This window comes from Sphingopyxis sp. HIX (assembly GCF_001468285.1).
Classification (GTDB): Bacteria; Pseudomonadota; Alphaproteobacteria; order Sphingomonadales; family Sphingomonadaceae; genus Sphingopyxis.
In genome coordinates this window covers 1-14,784 of sequence record NZ_LNSB01000043.1, presented here as the reverse complement: position 1 = coordinate 14,784, position 14,784 = coordinate 1, and the positions used below count along the sequence as shown (strand labels likewise).

The 14,784-nt window shown below is 66.8% G+C and carries 11 protein-coding genes and 1 tRNA gene; 4 read left to right on the top strand and 8 right to left on the bottom strand.

Translation table 11 applies throughout. The features are described from left to right. Positions 1-209 precede the first annotated feature (209 nt). On the top strand, positions 210-1,250 hold the full coding sequence (locus tag ATE62_RS18060) for an IS110 family transposase (RefSeq protein WP_058809132.1): 1,041 nt from the start codon (positions 210-212) through the stop codon (positions 1,248-1,250). Between the two features lie 596 nt (positions 1,251-1,846). Here ATE62_RS18060 and ATE62_RS18055 read toward each other — a convergent pair. From ATE62_RS18055 to ATE62_RS18030, 6 genes are all read right to left on the bottom strand, one after another. Then, positions 1,847-1,922 (bottom strand) — tRNA-Lys (locus ATE62_RS18055). Between the two features lie 122 nt (positions 1,923-2,044). Next, positions 2,045-3,151, bottom strand: coding sequence for a rod shape-determining protein RodA (gene rodA / locus ATE62_RS18050; protein ID WP_058809131.1), 1,107 nt, complete (start codon positions 3,149-3,151; stop codon positions 2,045-2,047). Next, positions 3,148-5,061, bottom strand: a complete 1,914-nt coding sequence (mrdA, locus tag ATE62_RS18045) for a penicillin-binding protein 2 (protein ID WP_058809130.1) — start codon at positions 5,059-5,061, stop codon at positions 3,148-3,150. The genes rodA and mrdA overlap by 4 nt, the downstream gene beginning before the upstream one ends. A gap of 10 nt (positions 5,062-5,071) precedes the next feature. Next, positions 5,072-5,596: a hypothetical protein gene (locus ATE62_RS18040; protein ID WP_058809129.1), complete on the bottom strand. Its 525-nt coding sequence runs from the start codon at positions 5,594-5,596 to the stop codon at positions 5,072-5,074. Then, a complete protein-coding gene (mreC, locus tag ATE62_RS18035; protein WP_058809128.1) occupies positions 5,593-6,504 on the bottom strand; it encodes a rod shape-determining protein MreC in 912 nt (303 codons plus the stop codon). Before mreC ends, ATE62_RS18040 begins: the two co-directional genes overlap by 4 nt. Before the next feature lie 20 nt (positions 6,505-6,524). Further along, positions 6,525-7,571 (bottom strand): rod shape-determining protein, encoded by a 1,047-nt coding sequence (locus ATE62_RS18030; protein WP_058809127.1) that lies wholly within the window; start codon positions 7,569-7,571, stop codon positions 6,525-6,527. Positions 7,572-7,757: 186 nt separating this feature from the next. Here ATE62_RS18030 and mutL point away from each other — a divergent pair, with 186 nt between their 5' ends. Then, positions 7,758-9,575 carry a DNA mismatch repair endonuclease MutL gene (mutL, locus tag ATE62_RS18025; RefSeq protein WP_058809126.1) on the top strand — a complete coding sequence of 606 codons (1,818 nt, stop codon included), beginning with the start codon at positions 7,758-7,760 and terminating at the stop codon, positions 9,573-9,575. 403 nt (positions 9,576-9,978) lie between these two features. Here mutL and ychF read toward each other — a convergent pair whose 3' ends face one another. Then, positions 9,979-11,076 (bottom strand): redox-regulated ATPase YchF, encoded by a 1,098-nt coding sequence (ychF, locus tag ATE62_RS18020; protein ID WP_058810645.1) that lies wholly within the window; start codon positions 11,074-11,076, stop codon positions 9,979-9,981. A 134-nt stretch (positions 11,077-11,210) separates the two neighbouring features. Between ychF and ATE62_RS18015 the strand changes: the two genes are divergently transcribed. Both ATE62_RS18015 and ATE62_RS18010 read left to right on the top strand, forming a co-directional pair. Then, positions 11,211-11,867 (top strand): CAP domain-containing protein, encoded by a 657-nt coding sequence (locus tag ATE62_RS18015; protein WP_058810644.1) that lies wholly within the window; start codon positions 11,211-11,213, stop codon positions 11,865-11,867. A 75-nt stretch (positions 11,868-11,942) separates the two neighbouring features. Then, positions 11,943-13,094 carry a serine hydrolase domain-containing protein gene (locus ATE62_RS18010; RefSeq protein ID WP_058810643.1) on the top strand — a complete coding sequence of 384 codons (1,152 nt, stop codon included), beginning with the start codon at positions 11,943-11,945 and terminating at the stop codon, positions 13,092-13,094. 43 nt (positions 13,095-13,137) lie between these two features. Here ATE62_RS18010 and ATE62_RS18005 read toward each other — a convergent pair. Next, on the bottom strand, positions 13,138-14,784 hold a 1,647-nt coding region (locus tag ATE62_RS18005), incomplete at its 5' end, for a PhoX family protein (RefSeq protein ID WP_058818573.1).

Below are 14,784 nucleotides of genomic sequence, written 5' to 3'. Positions count from 1 at the left end.
CAAGTTTTGGGATGGCGATGCCAAAACCACTGGCGCCACCGATCGATTGCTGATGGCCTCCGGCACCCTCCTACGCAAAGAGTGAGATTGAAACGTCCGCTTTTCGCGATCAGCGCCTAGAAGCGGATGAGGTGGATGGCTCCCGCTCACGGCATCTAGGTGCCAAGATGGGTTGCTGTCATGCAACCCGAGCAAAGGAGCCACCCACCATGGAGATTAGCACGATCGGCCTGGATTTGGCCAAGAACGTTTTTCAGGTTAACGGCATCAGTGCGACCGGCGAGGTCGTAATTCGCAAGGCGCTGCGGCGATCGCAGATGCTGCCGTTCTTCGAGAAGCTGCCGCCGTGCCTGGTAGGCGCCGAGGCGTGCGGGACGTCGCATCACTGGGCGCGCGAACTGACCAAGCTGGGTCATGAGGTGCGGCTGATGCCGGCGGCTTACGTGAAGCCCTATGTGAAGCGCGGCAAGAACGACGCCGCCGACGCGGAAGCGATCTGCGAAGCGGTCACACGCCAGACGATGCGGTTCGTGCCGATCGAGTCGCGCGAGCAGCAAGCGGCCTTGTCGCTGCATCGTGTGCGCAGCCTGTTGATCAAGCAGCGCACGCAGCTGGTCAACATGATGCGCAGCGTGCTCGCCGAGCTGGGCGTCGCCATCCCGGTTGGTATCGTAAAGGCACTGCAGATGGCGCGCGAGATCGTCGACGGCGAGTCGAGGCTCGATTTGCCGACCGAGGCGACCAATGTCGTCACCATGCTGGCAGAGGAACTGCTCCAGCTTCACACCCAACTGCGTAAGCTCGACCTGCGTCTCGCCGCTCGGCAGCGCAGCGACGATCGAGCCCGACGTCTGGCAACTATCCCTGGTATCGGGCCGATCGGTGCGACCGCGCTCGCCGCGTCGGTGACCGACCCAATCCAGTTCTCGTCAGGGCGCCAGTTCGCCGCCTGGCTGGGGCTGACCCCGCGGCAGAGCTCGAGTGGCGGTAAGGAACGCTTGGGGCGCATTACCAAGATGGGCGACAGGTATCTTCGGCAGCTCCTGGTCGTCGGCGCAACCGCGTTGGTCCGATACGCCAAACATAAACCCGGCACGGTCGATCCGCGCTTTGTCGCTCTGCTCGCCAGAAAGCCCGCGCGCGTGGCCTCGGTCGCCATCGCTAACAAGATGGCGCGGATCGCATGGGCGATCATGGCGCGCGGCGGCGTCTTCGAACGCGGGCATGCGCCAATGCTGGCGGCCGCATAGACCGAGAACTTAGCTGAGGAGATCAGCTTCACGAGGTTGTGAGAGCGAAGGATGTGATGGCAAAACCGGTCGAACCGGGAACAAGGACAACCCAAAGACTGTCATAGGCGTAATAGCCTGCAAAGCCGATCGGACCTTGTTCACGGACCCCATCAGGGCCAGCAGTCTACACCGACTGCATCAACAGGCCGGACAGACGACTGCAACCGACCAACGGCCAGATCATCACTTTACACTTGCAACGCGGGAGCCATCCACAGACGACGGCCCTCTACAGGCCATTGCTCTTATGTTGTCTGACCGTCTCGCTGACGGATAGCGTCTGTTTGAGATCCAAGGCGCCACTCGAGCCACTAGCTTGGGCAGGCCGAAAGGCGCGGCGAGGCAACGGGTGAGAACAAGGCTCTCAGAGAGCGATTATTGGCAACGCCGAATCTGGAGCCAGATGGATTCTCTTGTCTGTCGGCGACCACCAAGGTCCGCTAATGATCGGCGTCGCGATGACACCCATATGGCACCCATAGCAGCACCTGGGTGTCAAATTGCGCCAGGGTGCCCGGGGATAGTGTCTATTATTCTGATATTATTGGGAAATTTGGTGGACGCACTAGGGCTCGAACCTAGGACCCGCTGATTAAGAGTCAGCTGCTCTACCAACTGAGCTATGCGTCCACTGCCGTTTCCGGCGCGCTTCGAAGTGCCGGGGAAGTCCCCTTTGCTGCGAAGCGAGCGGCCCGCTATCATGGCCGTGCGGGGATGGCAATGGCCCGGGCGCTATTTCACCGATTATTTTTTCAGCGGAACCGCCCGCCGGCCTTTTTCGTGTCATTCTCGATCGCCAGCACGATGCCGACGCAGGTCATGATCGTCAGCATCGACGAGCCGCCATAGGAGAAGAGCGGCAGCGGAATGCCGACCACGGGCGCGAGCCCCATCACCATCATCAGGTTGATCGCGATGTAGAAGAAGATCGTCATGGTGAGCCCCGCGGCGGCGAGCTGGCCGAAGCGCGTGCGCGCACCCAGCGCCACCCGCGTCGACCAGCGCAGCAGCAGGAAAAAGAGCCCGAGCAGCACGAGCCCGCCGATCAGCCCCCATTCCTCGGCCATCGTCGCGAAGATGAAGTCGGTATGTCCCTCGGGCAGATAATCGAGGTGGCTCTGCGATCCGTTGAGGAAACCCTTGCCGCCGATGCCGCCCGATCCGATCGCGATCTTCGACTGGCTGATATGATAGCCGGCGCCGAGCGGGTCGCTTTCGGGGTCGAGGAAGATCAGCACGCGCTTCTGCTGATAATCGTGGAGGAAGGAGAAGAGGATCGGCAGCGCGGCGACGCCCGCCGCGGCGGTGCTGCCGAACCACCAGAAGGGCAGGCCGGCGCAGAACATCACGATCACCCCGCCGATGCAGATCGCGAGCGCGGTGCCGAGGTCGGGCTGGAGCATCACGAGTGCCGCGGGAAAGCCGATCATCACCAGCGCCGGCCACAGCGCGGTCCAGGTCCGCGTGCTGCCCGGCGGCAGCTGGGTATAGAAACGCGCGAGCGCGAGCACGATCGCGACCTTCATCAGCTCGGAGGGCTGGAGGTTCATGAACCCCAGGTTGAGCCAGCGCTGGCTGCCCCCGCCGACGAAGCCGAGCAGTTCCACCGCGATCAGCAGGATCAGGATACCGATATAGCCCAGATAGGCGAAATCCTCGAAAATCTTGATGTTGAAGCGCCCGATCACGAGCGCAACGGTCAGGAAGACGAGGAAGCGTACGCCCTGCTGCAGCGCCCAGGGCGACCAATTGCCCCCCGCCGCCGAATAGAGGACGAGCAGCCCGAAGCCGGTGATGCCCGACAGGATCGCGATCAGCTTCCACGGGACACGCTGGACGGCGGCTGGGACCGGGATCATTGCGGGATCTCCGGATCGGGGTCGCTCGACGCGCCGCTCTTCCACGCCGCATAGTCGCGGTCCATGCGTTCCTTGATCGTCCCGCCCCAGCCGGCCTCGAAGGTCTCGAGCGCCTCCATCGCCTTTTCGCGGTCGTAGAGGAAGGTCATGAAATCCTTCGCCACCGGTGCTGCGGCGCGGCTGCCGCCCATACCGTGCTCGATCACGATGCCCGCGGCATATTTGGGTTTGTCGACCGGCGCAAAGCAGACGAACAGGCCGTGGTCGCGAAACCGCCACGACCCGCTCTTGCCGTTGCCGGTGTTGAGCCCGCGCACCTGCGCGGTGCCGGTCTTGCCCGCCATCGCGATGCCGTCGAGCGGCAGTCGGCTGCGCCCCGCGGTGCCGCCCGGGCCGTTGACGACCAGGTCCATGCCGTGGCGCGCGACCGCGAAGGCATCGGCCGAATAGGGCAGGGGATCGTTGCGGAACTGGCGGTTGACGAGCCGCGGATAGAGCTTGCGCCCCGACGCGATGCGCGCCGCCATCACCGCAAGCTGGAGGGGGTTCACGCTGACATAGCCCTGGCCGATGATCGCGTTCAGCGAATCCGACGCCGACCAGGCCTGGTCGTATTTGCGCATCTTCCACGCGCTGTCGGGGATGGTGCCGTACCGCTGATTGCTGCCCGCGAGCTGGAATTCCTCGCCGAGCCCCAGCATCTTCGCGGTGGGGGCGAAGGCGTCATAGCCCAGGCGGTGCGCGAGCCAGTAGAAATAGCTGTTGCAGCTCTTCATGATCGCCGTCGGCATATCGACGCTGCCGTGCGTGCCGAGGCAGCGGAAGAAGCGGCTGCCGAGGCGGTAACCGCCGATGCAGGTGTGGCGCTCGCTGGGGTCGACGCCATGCTCGACCGCGGCGATCGCGGCCATCGGCTTCAGCGTCGATCCCGGCGGATAGAGCCCGCGCGTTGCCTTGTTGATCAGCGGCTGGTGGTCGTCGGCGCGCAGCCAGGCATATTCGTTGCTGCTGATCCCGTCCGAAAAGCTGTTCGGGTCGAAGCTGGGCATCGAGACGAAGGAGAGGATGTCGCCATTGTCGCAGTCGATGACCACCGCGGCGCCCGATTCGCGCCCCATGCGCCGCGCGATATATTCCTGCAGGTCGGCGTCGATCGTCAGGTGGACGGTCTTGCCCTGCTTGTCCTCGGTCGTGTCGAGCTCGCGCACCACCTTGCCGCGTGCGGTGACCTCGACGCGCTTGGCGCCGGGCTCGCCGCGCAGCATCGGCTGGAAATATTTCTCCAGCCCGTCCTTGCCGACGCGAAAGCCGGGGGTGATGTAGAGCGGATCCTTGTTCGCCGCCTGATATTCCTCGGCGGTCGGCGCGCCGACATAGCCGATCAGATGGCCGACCGCGGCGCCGGTCGGATAGTTGCGCGCGAAGCCGCGCTGCGGCGCGACGCCGGGCAGGTCGGGCAGACGGACGAGGATCGAGGCATAATCGGCTTCGGACAGGTCCTCGGCCACCGCGACGGGCTGGAAACCCGACGCGGCTTTCAGGTCGCGGTTGATCCGCTCCATCGCGTCGCCATCGAGCCGCAGCAACGTCCGCAGCTGCCCCAGCACCAGCTCCTTGTCGTGCAGCCGGTCGGGGATCAGGTCGATGCGCAGGCTGACGCGGTTGTTCGCGAGCGCCTTGCCGCGCCGGTCGACGATCCAGCCGCGGCGCGGCGGGACCAGCGTCAGATTGACACGATTGCTTTCCGATTCAAGGACATAGTGATCGTTGTCGATAATCGATATATAGGCCATGCGCGCGGCGAGCGCGCCGCCGATGACCATCTGTCCGCCGCCGACCAGCATCGCACGGCGCGTGAAGGTCATGCCCCTCCAGGCTTCGGTGATCGGCGGGCTTTTCTTGCGAAACATGGCGCGGAATCTATCGGCGTTTCAGGCGGAAATTGTCAAACTTGCCGGTCAGCCGAAGGAAGAGCGGCACGAGCAGCGCCGAGATGACGATCTGCGGCGCGACGAGGCCGAGGACGCGGCCCACATGCGCGTCGGGATGTGCGATCAGCGCGGCGAGCGCCTGGATCGCGGCGACGAGCAGCGCCGCGACGCCCCAGTCGTGGATGAAGCCGCGCCAATAGACGCGCTGCGAGAAATAATGGATCGCGATCGTCGCGAGCGTCCAGAGCCCGACCGCGGTGCCGATCGGCGCGCCGCTGAACAGATCGTCCCACAGCCCCAGCGGCAGCCCGATCCACACCGGCCACATCTCGATGCGCAAGAGCTGCCAGCAGAGGAAGAGCAGCAGTCCGAGCGGCGGCAGCACCGGCGAGCTCGCGACCATCGGCAGCATCAGTGGCAGCGCCGAGGCGAGCATCACCGTCGCGACGGGCACCGCGCGCATGCGCCAGCGCGACGCGGGTTCGCGCTGCAGGGGCGCGGCGGCGCGGTTCATGGCGCGGTCTTGGGCGCGGGCGCCGCGGCCGGGGCGGGCGGACGCGCGGCCTGCGCCTCGATATTGTCGGGCGTATAGGGGCGCAGTACCGACACCGCGTCGACTTTGGCGGGGTCGGCGAGCGGACGGGCTAGTGCGCCCTCGCTGGTGCGGCGCACGACGATCGCGACGGGGATGTTCGGCGGATAGAGGCCACCGGTGCCCGAGGTGACCATGATGTCGCCCGGCTTGAACGGGTTGTTCGCGATATTGAGCGTGCGGATGTCGAGGTCGCCGTTGCCGCGGCCATAGGCGAGTGCGGGCAGCCCATCGCGTGCGCGGCGGATCGGCACGATATTGTCGATGTCGGTGAGCAGCAGCACCTGCGACACCGACGGCCCGCTCGACAGCACGCGGCCGATCAGCCCGTCGGCGCCGCGTACCGGTTGTCCCGCCGCGACGCCCAGGTTGCGCCCGATGCTGAGCAAGGCGATGCGCTTGCTGCTGGTCGAGGTCGAGGTGAGCAGATAGCCGTTGGCGACCCCCGTCTTGTCGGCCTCCTGCAGCTTGAGCAGTGCTTTCAGCTGGCGGTTCTCTTCCTGCAGCGCGCTCGTCGCGACCAGCTGCCGCCGCGCGTCGGCGAGTTCGGCGCGCAGCCGGCTGTTCTGCGATCCTGCGCTCACATAGGCCGAGACCGCATCGTCGATGCCCGAGATCGAGCCGATGACCGATCGCGTGCCGCGCGCGACGGGCGCGGTGACCTCATGGCTCGCGACGCGCAGCGCCGCGAAACCCACGGGGTCGGCAACCGACAGGATCGCCAGCAACAGCCCCGTCACCGCCCCGGTCACCGCGATGACATAGGCGACGAACAGGCTCGTCTGGGCCTTTCGGGATTGCCCCGGACGCCGAGCTGCCGGGCGGGTCATGGGGGAACGCTACCCTTCGATCAGGCTTGCTGGAGCACGCCGCGGAAGGCGGGGTCCTCCATCGCGCGGCCGGTGCCGATCGCGACGCAGGTCAGCGGGTCGTCGGCCACCGTGACGGGCAGCCCCGTCGCGTCCTTCAGCAGCTCGTCGAGCTCGGCGATCAGCGCGCCGCCGCCAGTCAGCACGATACCCTGGTCGACGATGTCGGCCGCAAGTTCGGGCGCTGTATTCTCGAGCGCGATGCGCACGCCCTCGACGATCGTGCCGATCGGTTCGGACAGCGCCTCGGCGATCTGCGCCTGGTTGATCGAGATTTCCTTGGGCACGCCGTTGACCAGGTCGCGGCCCTTGATGTGGATCGTCAGGCCCGTGCCGTCGGCGGGGATGCGCGCGATGCCGAAATCCTTCTTGATCCGCTCCGCGGTGGTTTCGCCGATCAGCAGGTTGTGGTGGCGGCGGACGTAGGAGACGATCGCCTCGTCCATCTTGTCGCCGCCCGCGCGGACCGAGGTGGTGTAGGCGAGGCCGCGGAGCGAGAGCACCGCGACTTCGGTGGTGCCGCCGCCGATGTCGACGACCATCGAGCCGATCGGCTCGGTCACCGGCATGTCGGCGCCGATCGCGGCGGCCATCGGTTCCTCGATCAGCCACACTTCGCTGGCGCCGGCGTTCGACGCGGCGTCGCGGATCGCGCGGCGCTCGACGCTGGTCGAGCCCGAGGGGACACAGATCACGATCTCGGGGCTGCGGAACGCGTTGGGCTTGCCGCCGTGCACCTTGGTGATGAAGTGCTTGATCATCTCTTCGGCGATGTCGATGTCGGCAATGACGCCGTCGCGCAACGGACGGATCGCCTCGATGCTGTCGGGGGTCTTGCCCATCATCAGTTTCGCATCGTCGCCGACGGCCTTCACGCGGCGGTGGCCGTTCAACGTCTCCATCGCGACGACCGAGGGTTCGTTGAGCACGATGCCCTTGCCCCGGACATAGACCACCGTATTGGCGGTGCCGAGGTCGATCGCCATGTCTTGGGAATTGAACTTAAGCCAACGCGAGAAAAAGGACATCGATCGTCATTCCTGTCTGCCTTGCGAACGGAGCGCCCCGTCGCCGTCATTGCCGACGCGATCCCGTCCGGGGGCAGGACTAATCAGGGGGAGATTCCGGCCTGTCCAAGGGGGGCTGGCTGGACAAAATGATCAGGCTGTGCGGGTGGGTCGCGAATTGCGTCCGACTGCGCTAGGGAAGGGATTATGTCAATACGCCGCCTGCCGGAAACGCTCGTAAATCGGATCGCAGCCGGTGAAGTGGTCGAAAGACCGGCTGCGGCGCTCAAGGAACTGGTTGAAAACGCCATAGACGCGGGTTCGACGCGCATTTCGGTGCGAATCGCCGACGGCGGCATCGCGCGAATCGAGGTCGAGGACGACGGCTCGGGAATGACCCCCGCCGATATGGCGCTGGCGCTCGAACGCCATGCCACCTCGAAGCTGCCCGACGACGCGATCGAGCGCGTCACCACGCTCGGTTTCCGCGGCGAGGCCTTGCCCTCGATCGCCAGCGTCGCGCGCCTCACCATCGAAAGTCGCATGCCGGGCGCCGACGGCTGGAAGCGCGTCGTCGACAATGGCGCGCTCGTCGCCGAGGGACCCGCGGCGCTCGCCAAGGGCACGCGCGTGCTTGTCGAGGACCTCTTCGCGCGCATCCCCGCGCGGCGCAAATTCCTGCGCAGCGGGCGCAGCGAATATGCCGCCTGCCTCGACGTGGTGAAGCGCCTCGCGATGGCGAACCCCGGGGTCGGTTTCACCATGGAGCATGACGGGCGCCGCGTGCTCGACGTCCAGGGCGGGCAGGACCGGCTCGCGCGCGTCGCGGCGCTCACCAGCCGCGATCTCGCGGCGAATAGCATCGGGGTCGATCTCGACCGCGGCGAGGTGCATCTCGGCGGCGTGATCAGCCTGCCGACTTACAATCGCGGCATATCCGACCACCAATATCTCTTCGTCAACGGCCGCCCGGTGAAGGACCGGCTGCTCGTCGGCGCGCTCCGCGGCGCCTATGCCGATCTGCTCGCGCGCGACCGCCACCCCGTCGTCGCGCTGTTCCTCGACGTGCCCGCCAGCGAGGTCGACGTGAACGTCCACCCCGCGAAGACCGAAGTCCGCTTCCGCGACCCGCAGCTCGTGCGCGGGATGATCGTCGGGGGCCTCCGCCGCGCGCTCGACGAACATGGCTTCCGCAGCGTCCAGCGCCCCGCCGAGGCGGCGCTCGCGGCGTGGCAGCAGGAGCCGGTGGCGCCCGCGCCGACGACCGGCTTCCTCTTCGGCGCCGCGCCGCGCGGCGAGCCCGCGGTGCACCTGTTCGGCGCCGACATCGCGCCGCCGTCGCCCGAGGTCGCGCGCGTCTACGACCGCCTCGTCCCCTTCGCCTCGCCCGCGCCGCTCGCGGGCCGCGCCGAGGTCGCCGTCGCGCCGGTGCCGGTGGCCGGGGACCATCCGCTCGGCATCGCCCGCGGCCAGATCGCGCGCACCTACATCGTCGCCGAGGCCGAGGACGGTCTCGTCATCGTCGACCAGCACGCCGCGCACGAACGGCTCGTGCTCGAGCAACTCCGCCACGGCATGGCGGGCCGCGCGGTGCCGTCGCAGGGCCTGCTGCTCCCCGAGGTCGTCGAACTCGACGAACCCGCGTGCGACCGGCTCGAGGCCGCCGCGCCGCAGCTCGCCGCGCTCGGGGTCGAGCTCGAACGCTTCGGCCCCGCCGCGGTGATGGTCCGCGCGACCCCGGCGATGCTCGGCGCGATCGACTGTACGAAGCTGGTCACCGACATCGCCGACGACCTCGCGGGCTACGACGCCGCGCTCGGGCTCAATGAAAAGCTCGAACTCGTCGCCGCGACGATGGCGTGCCACGGCTCGGTCCGCGCGGGGCGCACGCTGAGCGCGACCGAAATGAACGCGCTGCTCCGCCAGATGGAAGTCACCCCCCACTCGGGCCAATGCAACCACGGCCGCCCGACCTGGGTGAAGCTCGCGATGGACGATGTGGAGAAATTGTTCGGGCGGAAGTGAATGGTTGGGGCACGGTAGCTTTGGTTGGATGTCTGCAAACGGCCGGGAGCTGCCGTTGAGGGATGGAACTAATTTCCCCTCCCGCAGGCGGGAGGGGCAGCGAGACTTGGGCGCTTGCGCCCTAGTCGCAGCGGGGTGGGCCATTGCAGCGTTGCTGCCCACCCCCAACCCCTCCCGCAAGCGGGAGGGGAGATCGACGTCCGCTCCCCACCCCAAAGCCGACATAGCCTTCAAAAAAAGAGGCTTTCCTACATTATCCGGCTGTGCCAGCCTTCGTCCGGCTCTTTCAGTTGGTGGACAAAAACGCGAGACGCACCGCAAATACTCAGCATATCGCAGCGTTCAAATCGGCGTCGCATAAGGCTGAACTTTACTGAACTTTGGAATATCGCGCGGCCCTTGTTCAGCTATGCAGGAAGTGCATCACGTCGCCGTCGTGCACGACATAGGCCTTGCCCTCGGCGCGCAGCTTGCCGGCTTCGCGCGCCTTCGCTTCGCCGCCCAGCGTGACATAATCGTCATAGGCGATCGTCTCGGCGCGGATGAAGCCCTTCTGGAAATCGCTGTGGATCTCGCCCGCCGCCTCGGGCGCGGTGGCGCCGGTGTGGACGGTCCAGGCGCGCGCTTCCTGCGGCCCGACGGTGAAGAAGGTGATCAGGTGGAGCAGCTCGTATCCCGCGCGGATGACGCGCGCGAGGCCGGTTTCGTGCAGCCCCATCTCTTCGAGGAACTCCATGCGGTCGGCCATGTCCATCGTGACCAGCTCGCTCTCGATCGCGGCCGAGACGACGACCGCCTGCGCGCCCTCGGCCGCGGCGCGAGCGAAGACCTTTTCGGAGAAGGCGTTGCCGTTGGCGGCGCTGCCCTCGTCGACGTTGCACACATAGAGCACGGGTTTCGAGGTCAGGAGCTGCGCGTTGCGCAGCGCGCGGGCTTCCTCGTCGTCGCGGGGTTCGACCAGCCGCGCGGGCTTGCCTTCGCGCAGCAGCTCGAGCGCCTGACCGAGGACCCCGGCGGCGGCCTTTGCTTCCTTGTCGCCCTGCGCGGCCTTCTTCGCCAGCGCGGGCACGCGCTTTTCGAGGCTTTCGAGGTCGGCGAGCAGCAGCTCGGTCTCGACCGTCTCGGCGTCGGCGACGGGATCGACGCGGTTCTCGACATGCTGGATGTCGTCATCCTCGAAGCAGCGCAGCACATGGACGATCGCATCGACCTCGCGGATATTGCCGAGGAACTGGTTGCCCAGGCCCTCGCCCTTCGACGCGCCGCGGACGAGGCCGGCGATGTCGACGAAGGCGAGCTGCGTCGCGATGATCTTCTTGCTGCTCGCGATCGCCGCGAGCTTCTCCAGCCGGTCGTCGGGCACCGCGACATTGCCGATGTTCGGCTCGATCGTGCAGAAGGGATAATTCGCCGCCTGCGCCGCCGCGGTCTCGGTGAGCGCGTTGAACAGGGTGGACTTGCCGACATTGGGCAGCCCGACGATGCCGCATTTGAAACCCATAAAAACTCCGTGAGCATTCCGGCGTCGCGCCGGTCTTTGCCCGCGCCCCTAGAGGGATTTCGAGCCGTGCGCCAGCCTCGGCGCCGCGATAATGGTTGCGCAGGGTTCAGCCTTGGCCCTTTATCGCCTCTGCGATGACGAGATATTTCCGATGGATCGCGGCAGCGGGCCTGCTGGCGGGCGGGGCCGTGGGCGCAGCGGCGCTCGGCCCCGACGATTTCGAGGCCGGTGTTTTCGCCGAACTCAACCGCTTCCGCAGCGATCCCGCCGGCTATGCCGACATATTGCGCGCCTATCGCCCGCGTTTCGAGGGCCGGCTGCTGCGCGGGCGCGACCGCGACGAGATCGACATCATGACCCGCGAGGGCGTCGCCGCGGTCGACGAGGCGATCCGCGACCTGCGTCCGGCGAAACCGCTCGGCTCGCTCGAACGCGGCGCGGTGCTCGAACGCGCGGCGGCCGACCATGTCGCGGCGCAGTCGCGCTCGGGCGCCGTCGGTCATTACACCGGCGGCCGCGGCCCGGGCGAGCGCGCGAGCGCGCGCGGCGGCGGTCCCTATGTCAGCGAGGTCATCACCTATGGCCACCACAGCCCGGCGGGGGTGATCCACCAGCTGCTGATCGACGACGGCGTGCCCGACCGCGGGCATCGCCACAGCTTGCTGCGGCCCGAGCATCATTATGCCGGCGTCGCCTGCGGGGCGCACAAGGTCCATCGCACGATGTGCGTGATCATGTTCTCGCCCACTCCCGACGGCTCGCCCCCGCCGCCGCCGAAGCGGGGACCCTGACCACCGACGATGTGGCTTGCGGGCTGTATTATTTCGTCATAGCAGTGGAATCGTCCTGATTTCGGGGAGATAGCGATGCGCCGTGCGAAACTGGCTTTGGCCCTGCCGTTGTTGATGGCCGCCAACGCTGAGGCGAAACCCGTCGCCGACCCGGCCGTGGTCGCGAAGATCGCAAAACAGGCGATGACCGCGACCGGGGCGCGCGGGCTGGCGATCGCGGTGATCGACAAGGGCAAGGTCGTCTCGGTCCAGAGCTTCGGCGAGCGCAATGCCAAGGGCGAGCCGCTGACCCCGCAGACGATCATGTACGGCGCCTCGCTGACTAAGGCGGTCTTCGCCTATACGGTGCTGCGGCTGGCCGACGAGGGCAAGGTCGACCTCGACAAGCCGATCGCGGCGCTGCTCGAAAAGCCGCTGCCCGAATATGGCAATCTCGACGCTTACGGCAATTGGGGCGACCTCGCCGGCGACGAGCGCTGGCGGACGGTGACGCCGCGGCACGTGCTCAACCACAGCACGGGTTTCGCCAATTTCCACTTCCTCGAACCCGACCAGAAGCTGCGCTTCCACTTCGATCCGGGCAGCCGCTACGGCTATTCGGGCGAGGGGATCATGCTGCTCCAGTTCGGGCTCGACAAGGGGCTGGGGCTCGACACCGGGCAACAAGTCCAGCGGCTGGTCTTCGACCCGCTGAAGATGTCGAATTCCAGCCTCGTCTGGCGCCCCGATTTCGCGGCCAATTACGCCGATGGCTGGACGCTCGACGGCGGCGTCGAGGCGCATGACGAGCGCGGCCGCGTACGCATGGCGGGGTCGATGGACACGACGATCACCGATCTCGCCAATTTCGCGGCGGCTTTGGTGTCGGGCGAGGGGCTTTCGAAAAAGGCGCGCGGCGAATTGCTGCGCCCGGGCCTGCCGATCCGCTCGGCCGGGCAATTCCCGACGCTGGCGGGCGATGTACCCGCGGCGCAGCAGCACAAGGGGCTCGCGGCGAGCGTCGGGTTGATTACCTACACCGGGCCGCAGGGCCCGGCCTTCTTCCGCGGCGGGCACAATGACTCGACGGGCAACACGCTGGTGTGCGTCGAAAAGGGCCAGCGCTGCGTGCTGATCATGTCGAACGACGTGCGCGCAGAGGCGGCCTTTCCGATGATCGTGCGCGATATCCTCGGCGATACGGGGACACCGTGGCGCTGGATCTTCGGCGATATGAAGTTCGTCTGAGGCGGCCGCCCGCTCCCGGCGTTAGGGAGCGGGCGGCGCGCGATCAGTTGCCGACCGGCTGGTTGTCGGTACGGCGCACCACGATCGTCGACGAGCGCGGCTGCTCGCCCGCGACCGGCCAGTTGCCCGTCGGATGCTGGATGTTGACGAAGAAGGTCTTGAGGTCCGGCGTATAGGCAAGGCCGGTGATCTCGCAGCCGAGCGGCCCGACGAGGAAACGCTTCGACTGCTTGGTCGCCTGGTCGACGAAGAACATCGCATTATGGCCGAACGCCTGGTCGATCGTCTTGCCCGCGACGCCCGAATTGCCCGGGACGCTGTGGTCGGTCTGCACCCACATGCGGCCCTGCGGGTCGATGCGCAGGCCGTCGGGGCTCGAGAAGGTGTCGCCGTTGATGTTGCCGGTCAGGTTGCTGCCCCCCGACGCCAGCGACGGATCGCCCGCCAGCAGGAAGATTTCCCAGCTGAACTTGGTCGCCAGCGGCGAATCGCCTTCCTCGCGGAACTTCAGGATATGGCCATGCAGGTTGCTGACGCGCGGGTTCATCGGGTCGGTGACGCGGCGGCCGCTGTTGTTGGTCAGCGTGACGAAGATCGACTTGTTGTCGGGGGCGACCGTGACCCACTCGGGGCGGTCCATGACGGTACCGCCCGCGACGCGCGCCGCCGATGCGGTGTTGATCAGCACATCGGCCTGGCTGTTGAAATTGACGATCGTCGGCGCCGGCGGCGTCGTGCTCTGGCTGACGTTGCCGGGGTCCGACGCGCCCGCGGTCAGGCCGTTCTGCCCGACGACCAGCGCGCGCCATTCGCCCGTGCCGTCGGCGTTGAAGCGCGCGACATAGAGGGTGCCATAGTCGAGCAGCTCGGTGTTCGCGGCGCGGTTGCTCGTGCTGTAGGCGCGGTCGGGCACGAATTTATAGATGCAGCCCGGGGTGCTGTCGTCGCCCATGTAGAAGGCGACGCGGCGGTCGGCATTGGTCATGAAGGCGACATTCTCGTGGCTGAAGCGGCCCATCGCGGTGCGCTTGGTCGGCGCGGCGAGTTCGCGCAGCGGGTCGATTTCGACGACCCAGCCATAGTCGCGTGCGGGCTGCGTCGGGTCGAGATAATTGTCGGTCGTCTCTTCGCAGGTGAGATAGGTGTCCCACGGCGTGCGGCCGCTCGAGCAATTGTTGAGCATGCCCTTGATGCTGCCCGACAGCAGGCCCGCGGCGGGGCCGCCCGCGCGGTAGGCGCTGTTGCCGGTGTAGCGGCGGTTGTAGGTCGACCCCGGCTGGACCGCCCATTTGCCGTCGCTGCCCTTGGCGATCTCGACGACGCCGATGCCGACCGCCGACAGCGCGATCGCCTTCTGGTCGGCGGTGGCGGTCGCGGCATTGTAGCTGCCCGCCATCAGGATGTTGAAGTCGGGATATTCGTAATTCATCGCCAGGATGCCGCGGTTGTTCGCGTCGACGCCCGGGAAAGCGAAATATTCCATGCCGTCATGGTTGCCGCCGGCCCATTTCTCGGCGACCGCGGGGCTGGCGGGGAAGCTGCCCGCATAGGGCGTGCCGGTCTCGACCGAATCGCCGGCCTTCAGCAGCACGTCGACCGTGTAGCCCGCGGGCACGGTGATCATGTCGTTCTGGTTCGCCGCGACCGAGGTGAAATTGACCGCGAAGCTGGTCGGGGTCGGCGTGGGGGT